At 72.4% G+C, this 14,504-nt stretch carries 13 protein-coding genes; 7 read left to right on the plus strand and 6 right to left on the minus strand.

Features of this window, described 5'->3' with window-relative positions:
* Nucleotides 1-63: 63 nt before the first annotated feature.
* Complete coding sequence (locus ACZ6EG_RS07130; protein ID WP_391968949.1) at nucleotides 64-1,374, minus strand: ABC transporter substrate-binding protein; 1,311 nt, start codon at nucleotides 1,372-1,374, stop codon at nucleotides 64-66.
* 311 nt (nucleotides 1,375-1,685) lie between these two features.
* Here ACZ6EG_RS07130 and ACZ6EG_RS07135 point away from each other — a divergent pair, with 311 nt between their 5' ends.
* Both ACZ6EG_RS07135 and ACZ6EG_RS07140 read left to right on the plus strand, forming a co-directional pair.
* Entirely contained in the window at nucleotides 1,686-2,699 is a 1,014-nt protein-coding gene (locus ACZ6EG_RS07135; protein WP_391968950.1) for a LacI family DNA-binding transcriptional regulator, read from the plus strand.
* Nucleotides 2,700-3,015: 316 nt separating this feature from the next.
* Nucleotides 3,016-3,576, plus strand: coding sequence for a GNAT family N-acetyltransferase (locus tag ACZ6EG_RS07140; RefSeq protein ID WP_469602378.1), 561 nt, complete (start codon nucleotides 3,016-3,018; stop codon nucleotides 3,574-3,576).
* Between the two features lie 24 nt (nucleotides 3,577-3,600).
* On the opposite strand, the gene ACZ6EG_RS07145 is transcribed toward ACZ6EG_RS07140, so the two are convergent.
* The 4 genes from ACZ6EG_RS07145 to ACZ6EG_RS07160 all read right to left on the minus strand — a co-directional run bounded on the left by ACZ6EG_RS07145 (nucleotide 3,601) and on the right by ACZ6EG_RS07160 (nucleotide 8,586).
* Entirely contained in the window at nucleotides 3,601-4,371 is a 771-nt protein-coding gene (locus tag ACZ6EG_RS07145; protein WP_391968952.1) for a class I SAM-dependent methyltransferase, read from the minus strand.
* A gap of 92 nt (nucleotides 4,372-4,463) precedes the next feature.
* A complete protein-coding gene (locus ACZ6EG_RS07150; protein ID WP_469602381.1) occupies nucleotides 4,464-5,729 on the minus strand; it encodes an aminotransferase class V-fold PLP-dependent enzyme in 1,266 nt (421 codons plus the stop codon).
* The gene (locus tag ACZ6EG_RS07155) at nucleotides 5,726-7,063 is read right to left on the minus strand and encodes a pyridoxal-phosphate dependent enzyme (RefSeq protein WP_469602384.1); all 1,338 of its coding nucleotides are present in this window, start codon (nucleotides 7,061-7,063) and stop codon (nucleotides 5,726-5,728) included. Before ACZ6EG_RS07155 ends, ACZ6EG_RS07150 begins: the two co-directional genes overlap by 4 nt.
* Entirely contained in the window at nucleotides 7,060-8,586 is a 1,527-nt protein-coding gene (locus ACZ6EG_RS07160; RefSeq protein WP_469602387.1) for a Y4yA family PLP-dependent enzyme, read from the minus strand. The genes ACZ6EG_RS07155 and ACZ6EG_RS07160 overlap by 4 nt, the downstream gene beginning before the upstream one ends.
* Before the next feature lie 300 nt (nucleotides 8,587-8,886).
* On the opposite strand from ACZ6EG_RS07160, the gene ACZ6EG_RS07165 reads away from it, so the two are divergent.
* The 5 genes from ACZ6EG_RS07165 (at nucleotide 8,887) to ACZ6EG_RS07185 (ending at nucleotide 13,483) form a co-directional block, all read left to right on the plus strand.
* Nucleotides 8,887-9,090 carry a hypothetical protein gene (locus tag ACZ6EG_RS07165; protein WP_391968956.1) on the plus strand — a complete coding sequence of 68 codons (204 nt, stop codon included), beginning with the start codon at nucleotides 8,887-8,889 and terminating at the stop codon, nucleotides 9,088-9,090.
* 227 nt (nucleotides 9,091-9,317) lie between these two features.
* Nucleotides 9,318-10,205 (plus strand): glycerophosphodiester phosphodiesterase, encoded by an 888-nt coding sequence (locus ACZ6EG_RS07170; protein ID WP_469602390.1) that lies wholly within the window; start codon nucleotides 9,318-9,320, stop codon nucleotides 10,203-10,205.
* 58 nt (nucleotides 10,206-10,263) lie between these two features.
* Nucleotides 10,264-10,476: a hypothetical protein gene (locus ACZ6EG_RS07175; RefSeq protein WP_361015240.1), complete on the plus strand. Its 213-nt coding sequence runs from the start codon at nucleotides 10,264-10,266 to the stop codon at nucleotides 10,474-10,476.
* A 141-nt stretch (nucleotides 10,477-10,617) separates the two neighbouring features.
* The gene (locus ACZ6EG_RS07180) at nucleotides 10,618-12,717 is read left to right on the plus strand and encodes a SpoIIE family protein phosphatase (protein ID WP_391968958.1); all 2,100 of its coding nucleotides are present in this window, start codon (nucleotides 10,618-10,620) and stop codon (nucleotides 12,715-12,717) included.
* 94 nt (nucleotides 12,718-12,811) lie between these two features.
* The gene (locus ACZ6EG_RS07185; RefSeq protein WP_391968959.1) at nucleotides 12,812-13,483 is read left to right on the plus strand and encodes a CBS domain-containing protein; all 672 of its coding nucleotides are present in this window, start codon (nucleotides 12,812-12,814) and stop codon (nucleotides 13,481-13,483) included.
* A gap of 109 nt (nucleotides 13,484-13,592) precedes the next feature.
* Here the strand turns inward: ACZ6EG_RS07185 and ACZ6EG_RS07190 are convergent, their stop codons facing one another.
* The gene (locus tag ACZ6EG_RS07190) at nucleotides 13,593-14,456 is read right to left on the minus strand and encodes an SDR family oxidoreductase (protein ID WP_469602395.1); all 864 of its coding nucleotides are present in this window, start codon (nucleotides 14,454-14,456) and stop codon (nucleotides 13,593-13,595) included.
* Between the last annotated feature and the right edge of the window lie 48 nt (nucleotides 14,457-14,504).

Genomic DNA, 14,504 nt, shown 5'->3' on the forward strand with positions numbered 1-14,504 from the left:
GGGGCCCCGGGCCCGTCGGCGGGACTGCCGACGGGCCCGGGGCGGCCGCGGGTGGGCGGAAGGTCAGCCGACGGCCTTCTCGATGCGCTCCGCGGTGGTCTGCCACGCCTCGTCACGCGCCGTGCCCTGCTGCTCGATCAGGGTCAGCCCCTGCGAGAAGGTGTCCTTGATCGTGCCGTCCTTGCGGCCGAGGACCTGCTTGTCCGGGATCTCCTGGGCCGCGGCGCCGAAGATCTGGCCGATCGGGGCGTTGCTGAAGTACTCCGACTTGGCGTTCTTCACGTCGGCGTTGTCCAGCGCCGTGCGCGAGGACGGGATGTTGCCGATCTCCTTGAAGATGTGCGCCTGCTGCTCCGGCGCGGTCAGCCAGGCGACGAGCTTCTGGGCCTCCGCCTTCACCGGGCTCTTCTCCACCACACCGAGGAAGGAGCCGCCCCAGTTGGCACCCTTCGGGGCCCTGGCGACGTCCCACTTGCCCTTGTTCGGCTCGCCGGCCTTCTCACTGATGTGGCTGAGCATCCACGCGGGGCACACGGCGGTGGCGAACGTGCCGTTGGCCAGACCCGGGTCCCAACCCGGCTGGAACTGGCGGAGCTTGGCGCTCAGGCCGTCCTCCGCCGCGTCGGCGGCGAGGTTCCAGGCCTCCTTGACGGCCGGGTTCCTGTCGTAGATCAGCTCACCCTTGTCGTTGTAGTACTGCTCGGGGTAGCCGTAGACCATGGCGTTGAACAGACCGCTGGCCGCGTCCATGTAGGCCACGTCGCCGCCCTTGAAGCCCTTCTTGAAGGTGCGGCCCACCTCGACGTACTTCTTCCAGTCGCCCGCCCAGAGCTTGGCGACCTCCTCGCGGTCGGTGGGCAGACCGGCCTTCTCGAAGTAGTCCTTGCGGTAGCAGACGGCCATCGGGCCGATGTCGGTGCCCAGGCCCAGCACCTTGCCGTCCTCGGTGCTGATCTGGGACTCCTTCCACGGCAGGAAGTGGTCGGTGCCCGCCGTCTCGGAGAAGTCCGCGAACTTGTCCGCCTGGGTCTCCGTGATCTCCTTGGCCCGGCCGATCTCTATGCCCTGGATGTCCTTCAGGCCCTTGCCCGCGGCGAGCCTGGTCTGCAGCGCGGTGTAGTACGTCTGCTCGTCACCGGCGATCTCGGCCTTGATGTCGACATCGGGATTCTCCTTCTCGTACTGCTCGAGAAGGCCTGTCTCCTTGATGCCCATCACGCCGTACAGGCCCATGGTGATGGTGGTCTTGCCGTCCTTCTTGCCACCGCCGGTGGCCGAGTCGTCGCCGCTGCTGCAACCGACGACCAGTGTCAGCGCGCCGACGGCCGCGGCCGTGGCCACCGCCTTCCTGCGCAACGAACCGAGAGTGCCCATGGATCTCCTCCTAGCGACGGCGCTGACACATCGGAGTGACGAGTTCTGCGACGACTACAGCGATGACTACAGCGGCTCTGAACAAGGTGGGAACGTGCCCACATGTGGTGGGCACGTTCCCACCGGCGCATCGAAGACTCGTGGGAGCGCGCCCATCTGTCAATGACTTGAACACGAGTTGCCGGTGAACTTCGGTCCCGGCAGGGGTTCCAGAGGCCTCGGGGGTGCTCTGCCGACGGCAGTGTCTGCAAGAATTGCCGCAGGTCACCTCCGCGGTACGTTCATCGCCGCGGCCGCCGAGGGGGGATTGCATGACCGGCAACCGCCGTCCCACGATCAAAACGGTCGCCGCCCGCGCCGGCGTGGGCCGCACCACGGTCTCCCGTGTCGTCAACGGCTCTGACCTGGTCAGTGCCGACGCACGCGCCCGGGTCCTTGCGGCCATCAAGGAACTCAACTACGTTCCCAACTCGGTCGCCCGGGGCCTGGTGACCAACCGCACCGATGCCGTGGCCCTGGTGATCCCCGAGTCGGAGAGCCGGCTCGGTTCGGAGCCGTTCTTCGCGGCGCTGATCCGCGGGGTCAGCGGCGCCCTCGCCGAGAGCCGCACCCAGTTGCAGCTGATGCTCGTCCGCGACCAGGCCGAGCGGGACCAGTTGACCGACTCGGTGGCGGCCCGCCGGGTGGACGGCGTCCTGCTGGTCTCGGTGCACTCCGAGGACCGGCTGCCGGGCATGCTGGAGGAGATGGGCCTGCCCACCGTGCTGGCCGGCCGTCGCGACGCGGGCGAGCGGCTGAGCTACGTCAACGCCGACAACGCCGGAGGGGCCGAAGCGGCGGTCCGGCACCTGCTGGACAGCGGCCGCGGGCGGATCGCCACGATCACCGGCCCGCTCGACATGGACGTCGGCCGCAGCCGGCTCGCCGGCTGGCGCACCGCGCACGAGGAGGCGGGGGTGCCCGCCCGGGAGATCCTGGTCGAGGCGGGCGACTTCACCGAGGAGGGGGGCGCGAGGGCCATGCGTTCGCTTCTTGAACGGGCGCCGGATCTGGACGCCGTGTTCGCCGCCTCCGACCTGACCGCGGTCGGCGCCCTGGCCGAACTTCGCCGGTGGAAACGACAGGTGCCCGGGGACGTCGCCGTCGTCGGCTTCGAGGACTCCGTGCTCGCCCGGCACACCGACCCGCCCCTCACCACGGTCCGTCAGCCGGTGGAGGAGCTGGGCCGGACCATGGCCCGGATCCTGACCGACATCACGCGACACGGCGCACCGCGGCAGCAGTTGACGCTGCCGACGGAGCTGGTGGTGCGGGACTCGTCCTGATCCGGGGGGGGACCGACGGGCGGCGGAGCCCGACGCGCTCGGGCCTGCACACGGCTCCTCGGCACTCGGTACGCGCGCTCCCCCGTCCTCGGCCGACGGGACGGCTCCCCGCGGCCCGTCCGCGTTGCCCGTGCGAACGCCACCCGGCGAGGGACGGCCGGAGGCCGGGCGGACCGACGGGGCGGGACCTCGGAGGCCGTCGCGCGCCGGAGGCCGAGCTGCTCCGTCACCCGGTGGTGGAGCGACTCGTACTCCCTGCCGCGGAGCGCCGACCACGGCGGCGCCGAGAACCCGTGACGGCTGGCACACTGGCGGCGTGACAGCGCACGAGACACCGCACGCGCCCGCGTTCGCGCAGCTCACCCAGCCCGACGACGCGACCGAGGCGGTCCGGCGGGAGCTCGGGGAGTGCTGGACGACGGTGATCAACGCCGGGGGTGCGGTCATCCCCCTGGGCTGCCCCCTGCCCCCGGTGTCCCCGGGCGCGGTCGCCCCGGCGCTGGACGCGATCATCGAGAGGCTCGCCCCTCGGCGCAGCCGGCTCCTCCTGGCCACTGTCGGGGGCGCGCTGGCGGGCTGGGTGCTGCTGAGCCGAGAGCCGCACCCTCTGGAGGCGCACTGCGGGACGGTCAACCACCTGCAGACACATGTCCGTTTCCGCGGGACGGGGGTGGGAGCCGCCCTGATGCGCCGTCTGCCGGACATCGCCCGCGACGAGATGGGCCTGGAGCGGCTGCGGCTCACCGCACGGGCCGGCCTGGGGCTGGAGGAGTTCTACGGCGGGGTCGGCTGGAGCGAGGTCGGCCGGTGGCCGGGCGCGCTGCGGGTGGCCCCCGGTGACGACCGCGACGAGGTCCTGATGAGTCTCGCTCTCTGATCCGGTCCCCGGCAGCGCCCGGGATCAGTCGTCCTTGAGCGCCACGAGCACGGCACTGTCGCCGAACCGCCAGACGGGTACGACCTCACGGAAGCCCGCCTCGCGGAGCAGTTCCGCGTGGCGGTCGGCCGCCAGGTCCGCTCCGGCCCCACCGCCCGGGTGGGTGGCGTGGCGCTGCGCACGCTCGGCGACCAGGTCGGCCAGTTCGGGGTCGCGGGCCGCGGCGGTCCACCACTCCTGCCAGTCCTCGTGGGCGTGGCCGCCGGTCCGCTCGGCGCGGCGGCGGCCCACGTGCGCGGTGACACCCGCACAGGACCGTTCGGCGGGCGGGAAGTGGTCCCCGTTGACGAGCACACCACCGGGGCGCAGCAGCGCGGCGAGACGGCGGTAGGTGTCCAGGAGGACCGGTTCGGGAAGGTAGTGCAGCGCCGTGGTGGAGACGGCGGCGTCCAGGGGTCGCCGCAGCCCCAGGGCGTCGGTCCAGCCGGCGGCGCCGATCACCGTGTCGACGTACCGGGCGGCGTTCGCGTGGTGGGTCCGGCCGAGTTCCAGCAGCAGGGGGTCCATGTCGGCGGCGACGATCTCCGCGTCCGGCAGGCGGTCGGCGAGCCTGGCGGCCAGGGACCCGGGGCCGCAGCCGAGGTCGAGCAGCAGCGGCCGCGGTCGGCCGGCAGTGACGTACTCGACGACGTCCGTGATCACCGTGAACCGCTCCTCGCGGTCCACGGCGTAGCGCTGCTGCTGCCGCTCCCAGCGTTCCACCCACGCCTTGGCCACCGCCATGCTGATGCCCATCTGGTCGTGCCACCTCTTCCGTGTCTCACCCGTCGTGGATGCGACCGAATCTACAGGTGGAAACGGTTATCACTTGCCGTACGGCTCGTGGTTCACGCCAAGGAGGTGAGTGCGGCGAGCAGCCGGTCGATCTCCTCCTCCGTGTTGTACACGTGCAGACTGACGCGCACCGACCCGTCCTCGGCGGCGGCGCCCGCCTGGCAGAGGCTGTCCGCCCGCACCATGAACCCGTGGCTGTAGAGGATGAACCCCAGGTCGTCGGAGGGGATGTCCTGATGCCGGAAGGTGACGATGCCGTGGCGGCGCTGTGCGGCGGGCAGCGCGGAGTCGGCGGTCAGGCTGGCCGGGCAGCCGAGGATCTCGTACGGGCCGAGACGGCTCAGCCCGTCGGTCAGGCGGGTCGTGAGCCCCGCCGTCCAGCGGGCGATCCGGTCCGCACCGGCCGCGTCGAGCCAGTCGAGTGCCGCCCGCAGCGACACGACACCCGCCGTGTTGGGCGTGCCCTGCCAGCCCGCGGGCCGGAACGCGGGTCCTCGCGCGTTGCGCGCCCAGAGGGCTCCCGTGCCCGGCAGGGCCATCGCCTTGTGTCCCGAGAAGACCACGAAGTCGACGTCGAGCCCGGCCCCGGCCAGGTCCAGGGGCAGGTGGCCGACGCTCTGGGCGGCGTCCACACAGATCGGTACGTCCGGGCCGACCGCCGCGCGGATGCGGTGCACGTTCATGTCTCCGCCGTAGACGTGGTGCACGTGCGTGGCGGCCACGAACCGGGTGCGGGGGCCGACCAGGTCGCCGAGGGCGCGATGGTCGTAGTCGCCCGAGACCGCCTGGTAGGGCAGGGCGCGCACCCGGACGTCGACGCCGCGTTCGGCCAGCAGCCGCCCGGCCTCCAGCCAGGGGTCCAGGTTGGCCCGGTGGTCGGCGAACGGCACGAGGATCTCGTCGCCGTCCGAGAGGTACGGCACCAGCCAGTCGCGGGCGACGGTGCGCAGGCCCTCGGTGGTGCCGCTGGTGAAGTGGACGGTGGAACGCTCCGGTTCCGGGTCGCGGAGGAACTCCTTGACCCGCTCCCGCGCCCCTTCCACCAGCTCCGTCGTCCGGTTCGCCCAGGGGTAGGTGCCGCGCCCCGCGTTGGCGTTCGAGGTCGTGAGGTAGGTCTGGACGGCGTCCAGTACGGCTCGCGGCTTCTGGGAGGTCGCCGCGCTGTCGAGGTACGCCGACTCCGGGTGGGCGGTGACGATGGGGAACTGTTCCCGCAGTCCCCGCTGCCAGGCGGCTTCCCGCTGCTGCTCCCGCTGCCGGGCCGCTTCCCGCTCCGCCTCCTCGTGCGCGGTTCCGGTGAGCGGGCGGGCCCGGCTCATTCGCGCACCAGCGGGGCGCCCGCGTCCCGCCAGGCGACGATCCCGCCGGCCAGGCTCCGCACCTCGGGGTGCCCCATGCGCGTCAGCAGGGCGGCGTACCGGAGGGACTTCTCGCCGACGGGGCAGGCGAGCAGCACCGGTGTCCGCTTGCTGAAGGGCAGTCCGCCACGGACCAGCTCCTCGAACAGTTCATCGACCATGTTGACCGAACCCTCGATGTGCAGGGCCGCGTACGCGTGCGGGCTGCGCAGGTCGACGACGAGCGGTCGGGGGTCCCCCTCCGCGATCCGGCGGCGGGCGTCCTCCACGCCGACCGACAGGGCCTCGGCCCGCACGTCGTCCTCGGTGAGCGACGCGAGGGTGTGCCCGCGCGCCGCCCTGCCCAGCAGCTCGGGACGGCGGGCGCGCACGTAGCTCAGGTAGCTCTCCGCCCGGTCGCACACGATGAACACCGCGGTCTCGCGGCGCCCCGACCCCTCCAACGCCAGGTCGGCGTCGCGCAGGTGCCGTACCGCGCCCTGGTAGGCGGCGCCCCCGGTCGGCCCGGACAGGAGGCCGCAGCGCCGGACGAGCGTGAGCATCCCGTCGAGGGCCTCGTCGGAGGTGACGGACTCGATGGTGTCGTACGTCGCCGGGTCGAAGAGCCCGACCTGGTGCACCTCGTCGATGGTGCGGATGCCGGGGATGAAGTCCGACTTGTGGGCGACCAGGCCGAGGACCCGCACGTCCGGATCGTGCTCGCGCAGCACCCGGGCGACCCCGGTCGACGAACCGGCCGTACCCACGCAGGCGACGAACCAGTCCGGCGCCCGCCCGTCCAGGTCCTTGACGATCTCGGGTCCGGTGCCCGCCGCGTGCGCCTCCACGTTGCGCGGGTTGAAGTACTGGTCGGTGTGCAGGTAGGTGCTCCCCGGGTCCGAGAGTGCCTGGTGGAAGTGGGTCAGCGGATCGTCGGTGTCCGTCGGGTCGAGGCATTCGCTGCGCCCCGGGAGCTCCTCGATCTCGGCGCCGAGGAGCAGGAGCAGTTCCTTGATCTCCGGTACGCGCATCCGGTTGGTGACGCTCTTGAACCGCAGCCCGTGCAGGCCGGCCAGCAGGGCGAGGGCCTTGGCGGTGTTGCCGCTGGAGAGTTCCACGACCGTCCCCTCCCCCGCGGCCGCGCCCTCGAGATGGGGTCGCGCCATGTGCCAGGCGGGCCGGTCCTTGACGGAGCCGAAGGGGTTGAGCATCTCCAGCTTCGCGTACAGGTCGATGTTGCGCAGCCCGTGCACGGCGGGGTCGATGCGCACCAGCGGTGTGTTGCCGATGGCCTCCGTGATGCTGTCGTACCTCATACGGGCTTTCCCCCCGGGTGTGTGATCGGCCAGTAGTCCTCGTCCATGCACCAGCGCCAGGAGTCCCCCTCCCGCTCCACGGCCACCGTCCGTGCGAGCGGCTGCCGTTGGGCCTGGTGGGCGTGGAAGTCCATCGCGTATCCGGCGGTGTTGACGAAGGCCAGCAGGTCGCCGGCGCGGGGCAGTTCGGGGAGGAAGACCAGGCGTCGGGTGATCAGGTCGGCCTCCAGGCACAGGTTGCCGACGAGGTGCACCGCGACCGGCCCCCGTTCGCCGTCCTCGGGCCCGCCGCGGGGCAGCAGCACGGGATCCACGAGGACGCCGTGCTCCTCCAGGCTCATGTCCCCGGCGTTCATGCCGAGGCGCACCAGGTACGAGGCCGGTTCCTCCGCCATGCGCCGCACGTCCAGGACCCGTGCCAGCGACAGCCCGCACTGGTCGGCCAGGGCGCGGCCGGGCTCGATGTGGAGGTCGTGCAGGTGCTCCAGGAGGAGCGTGCCCGGTGCCCGGCCCAGCACCGGGGTGGGAAGCGAGAGGAGCTGGTCGAGGTAGCCGGGGCCGGCGCCCGGGCGGTGGCCGGGGTACAGCGCGACCGAGCCGCGCACCGTGCCGCCCTCGTTGCGCAGCCCGTAGCCGTGCCCGCGCCAGGTCAGGGGCGGACGGCCCCCGAGGACCGCCTCGCTGAGCGCGGTCGTCCAGCGCTCCCACTCCTCGGCGTCGGCGACGTAGCCGACGCCGAAGCCGCCTCCGATGTCCACGGCGCGCGGCGCGAGGCCCCGGGCCCGGCACTGGTCCATGAGCAGCACGCACCGCTCCAGGGCCCGGCCCTTCTCCTCCAGGCCGGTGGTGTCCAGGTGGTAGGCGAGGCCGGTGAGCGTGACGGCGTCGGCGTGTCGTTCCAGCGCGGACAGGAGCGCTTCCACCTCTCGCACCGGGGTGCCGAACCGGCTGCGGCGGGAGAGCATCCTGGTGCCCGCTCCCCCGTGGCCCGCGTCGGACTCGAATCCGGACAGGCGCGCCAGGACGTCGACCCGGCCGAGCCCGTACGCGCGTACCAGCTCGGCCAGTTGGTCGAGTTCGCGCGGCGAGTCCAGGTTCACGGTCGCTCCCACGCGGGCGGCGAGCCACAGGAACTCCGGGTCCTTGGGTCCGGTGGCCATGACGCGGTCCCCGGTGAAGCCGCAGCCCAGGGCGTGCCGCAGTTCCGCCAGCGAGGCGACGTCGACCCCGACCCCGGCCGGGTCCTCGGCGGCCAGTCTCCGCAGCAGGGCACTGGAGCGGTTGGCCTTGTGCGCAAAGTACACCCGCCCGGTGAGGTGGTGGCGCCGGTAGACGGCTCGGAAGCGTTCGGCGTTCTCCGCGACGGTCTCCGGGAGCAGTACGTTGAGAGGAGAACCGAGCGCGTCGACGAGCGAGTGCAGGAACGGTGCGGCGCCCAGCAGTGAGGCGAGCGGTGGATCCACCCGCGGCCTCAGATATAAGGGCACATCCACGAAAGACCCCTCCCCGTGTCGGCCGAGCATCGGTGCGACAACCGTTCGGGAGTAGTCGTTTCCAGGTACACACGCCGCTAAGCCTCGGGGCCGGGTCAGGGGCCGGGGCCGCCCGAACGGCCGCCGAACGGTGGCCACTGATCGCCGGGAGGGGCCGGGTCGCCCCGCGGACGCCGTCCCCTCGGCGCGCACGTGCGGCACCCGCTCGCCGGGAGCGGCTGCCACCACGGCGCCTCGCGTTCCGCGCCCGCCGCGGTGGCGGTCACCCGAGTGGGCCAGTCGGGACCCGCGCAGCGTTTCCTCCCCGGGCCGCCGTTCGTTAGGGCGGGCATGATCAAGAAGCTCGCCTGTGTCTCCGTCATGGCCACCGCTCTCCTCGCGTCCGCGCCCGCCGCCGTGGCAGCCCCCACGTCCGGCCCGTCCTCCGACATCCCCGGTGGACCGCTCCTGGACGGACTGCTCGGGACCCTCGAGGTGGGCAACCCGGCCACGTCCCCGCAGTCGCTGCTCCCCGAGGGCCTCCTCGGCAGGTGACACACGCGGTGGCGTCCGCTCGCCGCTGCCTCCGACGGCGCCCTTCACCCCGTCCGCTGCGGACGGGGTGAAGGGCGCCGATGTGCGTTATCCACCCCTTCGGCCTCGGATCGGCCGGTTCAGCGTCGGGGTCCACTGGCTGATCCCGCCACCGCCGACCCGCGGCAGGCTTCCCGTAACCACCGTCCGTCAGCCTCCAGGAAGTCATTCACCCGCGGGAGGTTGCAGTGAAGCTTGCGAGCAAGAGGCGTTCCGGTGTCGTGGTGGCGGTGCTGGGCGGTCTGGCCCTGGCACTGACCTCGACGACCGCGCACGCCGACGAACACGCCACCGGCACCACAACCAAAACCCCAGGCACCCCACCCGACGCCATCGCCCACCGCGGATCCTCCGGCATGGCCCCCGAGAACACCGCCGCCGCCATCAACCTCGCCCTGCGACAACGCGCCGACCACGTCGAAATCGACGTCCAACGCACCAAAGACGGCAAACTCATCAACTTCCACGACTGCACCATGGAACGCACCACCAACATCGAAGACATCTACCCCAACCGCCCCCGCTACCGCGTCTCCGACTTCACCTGGAACGAACTACGCACCCTCGACGCCGGCTCCTGGTTCCACCCCAAATACACCGGCGAACCCCTCATCACCCTCGACGACGTCATCAACCGCATCCACCACACCCGCACCGGACTCCTCGCCGAAATCAGCCCCTGCACCCACCACACCACCATCGCCACCGACCTCGCCCACCACCTCAAAACCAAACCCCGCTACATCCGCCACGCCCTCACCCGCAACCAACTCGCCGTCCAGTCCTTCCAGACCGACGACGCCAGGGAATTCCACACCCACCTCCCCGACATCCCCATCGGCATCCTCAACGCCCAACGCCCCACCGACACCGAACTCCTCCAGCTCAGCCAATGGGCCGACCAGATCAACCCCCAGCACACCGTCACCGACCAGACCCTCGTCGACCGCATCCACCAACTCGGCATGGACATCAACGTCTGGACCGTCAACGAACCCGGCGCCATCCGCACCATGACCGCACTCGGCGTCGACGGCATCATCACCGACTACCCCCAGACCCTCACCCAGCGCTGACCCCCACGGCACGCCGTCCCGGCATGCGCACCGGGGGCGCGGGCCGCACGCTGGTGCCATGACGAGTGCGCCGGTGATCGTGTACCCGCCCGACGAGGAGGGCGGGCGGCGGGTCCGCGTGGACGGGGAGATCCTCGGCCGGGCCTACGGTGTGCAGGACGTCGCGCGCTTCCTGCAGGAAGCCGGCCTGCAGGACTGGGACGAGATGGACGTGGTCCGGTCGCGGTTCATCGAGTGGCGCGGGGGCGGCCCGGACGCGTGGGACCACTGACGGAGCAGCGGCGGGCCCGCCCTCGCATGCCGTCGTACCGAGACGGGCGTAGTGTCCTCATATGGTTGCTGTTCGGTGCGGTCGGCGGTGTGCCGCCCTGCCGGATCCGGTGAGACGCGCCCGACGGCCGGCGGACGTCTGATGGGCACCGCGAGGGAGACCGCGAGGGACACCGCGCTGGATGCCGCGATGGATGCCGTGGCGCGCGACAGCGGCGCGTTCGGAGGGATGCTCTACGTGCTGCCTCCCGACGACGACGCGTTGTGGCTGGTCACGATCGCCGGGGTGCCCCAGGAGATTGCCGTCCCGTGGCGGCGTGTCGCGCCGAACGATCCGACGCCCGTGGCGGACGCCGTGCGCGAGCACCGCCTGGTGTGGGTCGGCGGCAGGGAGGAGATGGCGCTCCAGTATCCGCGGCAGGCACTCGTCCTGCCGTACGACTTCGCGCTGGCGGCCGCCCCGATCACCGCGGGCGGCAGCGTGCGGGGCGGGCTGGTGCTGCTGTGGTCCGGCCTGCGTTCGACGCGCCTGAGTGCCGAGGAACGGGACGCCGTCGAGGCCGGCTGCCACCGCCTGGGCGAGCTGCTCCGGCAGGCCGCGGACCGGGACGCCCCCGTGCTGCCCGGGGATCGGCCCCGCGCCCTGCGGCCTCCGGCGGGACGTCCGCCCTCCCCCGGCGAGGCGGCCGCGCTCTCGGGCTTCGTCGACCGGCTGCCGGGCGGCTCCTGCGCCCTGGACGTGAACGGCCGCATCACCTTCGTCACCCCGGTCGCGGCCGACCTGCTCGGCGCCGCTCCGGGCGACCTGGTGGGTGCCCTGCCCTGGGAGGCGCTGCCCTGGATGGACGTCCCCCAGGTCGAGGACCGCTACCGGGCCGCGCTGGTGAGCCGCCTGCCCCAGGCCTTCACCGTCCTGCGCCCGCCCGAGACATGGCTGGCCTTCGAGCTGTACCCCGATCCCACCGGCATCAGCGTGCGCATCACGCGGGGTGGCCCGTCCGAAGGCGGGGCCCCGCCTCCGTCCCTTCCGAGCGCGGGCCCCGGCCGGGCCACCGTGTTGTACCACCTGATGCACCTGGCCTCCACCCTGACCGAGGCGGTCGGTGTGCAGGACGTGATCGAACAGACCGCGGACCAGCTGCTGCCCGCGCTGGGCGCGCAGGCCATGGTGCTGATGACCGGTGAGGACGGCAGGCTCAGGATCCTCGGTCACCCGGGCTACCGCCCCGAGATCGTGGCCCGCTTCGACGCCCTCCCCCTGAGTTCGGACGTCCCGGGCGCCGACGTCCTGACCACCGGCGTCCCGGGCTTCTTCGCCACCTTCGACGAACTGCGGCACGCCTATCCGGCCACGGTGCACGAGGACGGCATGGCCGCGTGGGCCTTCCTGCCGTTGATCGCGTCCGGCCGCCCCATCGGTTCGCTCCTGCTGGCCTTCGAACGCCCCCACGTCTTCCCGCCCGGCGAGCGCGCCGCCCTCACCTCGTTGGCGGGGCTGATCGGGCAGGCTCTGGACCGCGCCCGGCTGTACGACGCCAAGCACCACCTCGCCCATCGCCTGCAGTCCGCCCTGCTGCCGCACACCCTGCCCCGCGTACCCGGCCTCAGGGTCGCCGCCCGCTACCTCCCGGCCGCCCGGGGCCTGGGCGTGGGCGGTGACTTCTACGACCTCATCCGTCTGGACGAGCACACGGCCGGCGCCACCATCGGCGACGTACAGGGTCACAACGTGGACGCCGCGGCCCTCATGGGGCAGGTCCGCACCGCCGTCCACGCCCACGCCACCGTCGGCGCCTCCCCCGACGACGTCCTGGCCCGCACCAACCGCCTGCTCACCGACCTGGACCCGGGCCTGTTCACCAGCTGCGTCTACGTCCACCTGGACCTCGCCACGCGCCGCGCCTGCCTGGCCACCGCCGGACACCCCCCGCCGCTCCTGCGCCACGCCGACGGAAGCATCCAGCTCCTCCCCGTGCCGCCCGGACTCCTGCTCGGCATCGAACCGGACACCCTGTACCCGGCGCTGGAGTTCGACCTGCCCCTCGGCAGCGTGCTCGCCCTCTACACCGACGGGCTCGTGGAGGCCCCCGGGGTCGACCTGGACGACGCCACAGCGGCCCTTGCCGGGCTCCTCGAACACGCGGATCCCACCGACCTCGACGCGATGGCCGACACACTCATCCGGCACTCGCCCACCCCCGGTGACGACATCGCCCTGCTCCTCATCAGTCCCGGCCCGTGAACCCCCGGGCACTCGAACGGCCGACAGATCGTTTCACCTGACAAGAAGGACGGACGCCGGCCGACACCGGCCGGCAGCGGAGGAGAGACCCTCGATGAAGCACCAGAAGGTGTGCGATCTGATGAGCGACGCCGTGGTCCGCGTCCAGCGCGGAACACCGTTCAAGGAGATCGCCCACCTGCTGCTGGAGTACGACATCACCGCGGTACCGGTCGTCGACGAGGAGACACGGCCCGTGGGCGTGGTGTCGGAGGCGGACCTCCTGCAGAAGATGTGGGGCCAGGACCTGGAGGGTCCCCCCGGGGACGGCGACGGGCCCCCGTCGGCCGGTGCCAAGGCGTTGGCGACGGACGCGGCCGGTCTGATGACGTCGCCCGCCCTCTGCGCGCGCGAGGACTGGAGCGTCGTCGACGCCGCCCGCGTGATGGCCCGGCACGGGATCAAACGGCTCCTGGTGGTCGACGGGTCGGGACGGCTGATCGGGGTCGTGAGCAGGAGCGACCTGCTGCGGGTCTTCCTGCGCAAGGACCGGGCGATCCGCACCGAGATCATCGAGGAGGCGCTGGTGCGGTCCCTCGGCCTGGCCCCCTCGTCCTTGCAGGTGGACGTGGAGCACGGCCATGTCGTGGTGAGCGGACGGCTCCCGGGCGAGGTGGCGGTCTCCGAGCTGGAGGAGCTGTGCCGGCGCGTCGACGGGGTCGTCGCCGTGGAGTTCAGGCCGGCGGGCGAGGCCGAGGCGGAGGACGCGGCGACCGCCGGGCGCTGATCGTCGGCCCTTGGGGGGCGTGAGGGCGCGTGACCGTGGCCCGCCTTCCGGTGCGGGAGGCGGGGGCTCCCGACGCTGCATCGGTCCCGGGCTCGAGCGGCCGTGGGCGCTACGACGCTGCCGCGGGTGCCGGCGCCGCGAAGGCGTCCGCGTGGTCGGCGGCCCACCGGGCGAAGGTCCGGGCCGGGCGGCCGGTCACCTGCTCGACGGTGTCCACCACCGTGCGCCCCGCCTCGGGGGTGTTGCCGTACACGTCCAGCAGGAAGCCGACGACCTCCTCCGGTTGGCCGGCCGCCCGCCACTGCGCGACCGCCTGTTCCGCGGTGAGCTCGACGAGGGCGATCTCCCTGCCACGGGCCGCCGCGATCGCCGCCACCTTGTCGCCGACGGTCAGCACCTCCGGGCCGGTGATCAGGTACTCCTGGCCCCCGTGGCCGTCCTCGGTCAGCGCCATCGCCGCGACCGCGCCGATGTCGCCCTCGTGGACCATGGCGCTGAGCCGGGAGACGAACGGCTCACGCACCTCGTCGCGGTCCGCGATCCCGTCGGCCCACTCCAGGGCGTTGGCCATGAACTCGACCGGCATGAGGACGGTCCAGGCGGTCCCCCCGCCGGCACGTACGGCGTCCTCCAGCGGCGTCGGTCCTCCGCCGTGCAGCACGGTGATCCGGCGCACGCCGGCCTCCCGGGCCAGCTCCAGGATCCTCGGGCCGGTCTCCAGCGGGGCGAAACCGGACCCGTCGAAGGTGATCAGGTGCAGGCCGGTGACTCCGGCCAGGGCGGGGACGAGGCTGTCGGGTTCGGTCAGGTCGCCCCGGACCACCTCGGCACCCTCCGGCAGGGCGGCCCGGGCCGGGTCGCGGGTGAGGGCGCGGACCGCGTGGCCGCGCGCGAGCAGTTCGGCGACGACCTGACGGCCGACGGTACCGGTGGCGCCGGTGACGAGGATCGTCTGGGACTGTGTCTGCGTCATACCGGGACCGTACGAAACATTGCGGTCAGCCACCGTCCGCGTGCCCGC

It is taken from the genome of Streptomyces sp. NPDC041968, assembly GCF_055589025.1.

Bases quoted from the DNA above. Each gene is read 5' to 3' on its own strand.
- ACZ6EG_RS07130 (WP_391968949.1), bottom strand. From the start codon at position 1,374: ATGGGCACTCTCGGTTCGTTGCGCAGGAAGGCGGTGGCCACGGCCGCG.
- ACZ6EG_RS07135 (WP_391968950.1), top strand. From the start codon at position 1,686: ATGACCGGCAACCGCCGTCCCACGATCAAAACGGTCGCCGCCCGCGCC.
- ACZ6EG_RS07145 (WP_391968952.1), bottom strand. From the start codon at position 4,371: ATGGGCATCAGCATGGCGGTGGCCAAGGCGTGGGTGGAACGCTGGGAG.
- ACZ6EG_RS07150 (WP_469602381.1), bottom strand. From the start codon at position 5,729: ATGAGCCGGGCCCGCCCGCTCACCGGAACCGCGCACGAGGAGGCGGAG.
- ACZ6EG_RS07155 (WP_469602384.1), bottom strand. From the start codon at position 7,063: ATGAGGTACGACAGCATCACGGAGGCCATCGGCAACACACCGCTGGTG.
- ACZ6EG_RS07160 (WP_469602387.1), bottom strand. From the start codon at position 8,586: ATGCTCGGCCGACACGGGGAGGGGTCTTTCGTGGATGTGCCCTTATAT.
- ACZ6EG_RS07165 (WP_391968956.1), top strand. From the start codon at position 8,887: ATGATCAAGAAGCTCGCCTGTGTCTCCGTCATGGCCACCGCTCTCCTC.
- ACZ6EG_RS07175 (WP_361015240.1), top strand. From the start codon at position 10,264: ATGACGAGTGCGCCGGTGATCGTGTACCCGCCCGACGAGGAGGGCGGG.
- ACZ6EG_RS07180 (WP_391968958.1), top strand. From the start codon at position 10,618: ATGGGCACCGCGAGGGAGACCGCGAGGGACACCGCGCTGGATGCCGCG.
- ACZ6EG_RS07185 (WP_391968959.1), top strand. From the start codon at position 12,812: ATGAAGCACCAGAAGGTGTGCGATCTGATGAGCGACGCCGTGGTCCGC.
- ACZ6EG_RS07190 (WP_469602395.1), bottom strand. From the start codon at position 14,456: ATGACGCAGACACAGTCCCAGACGATCCTCGTCACCGGCGCCACCGGT.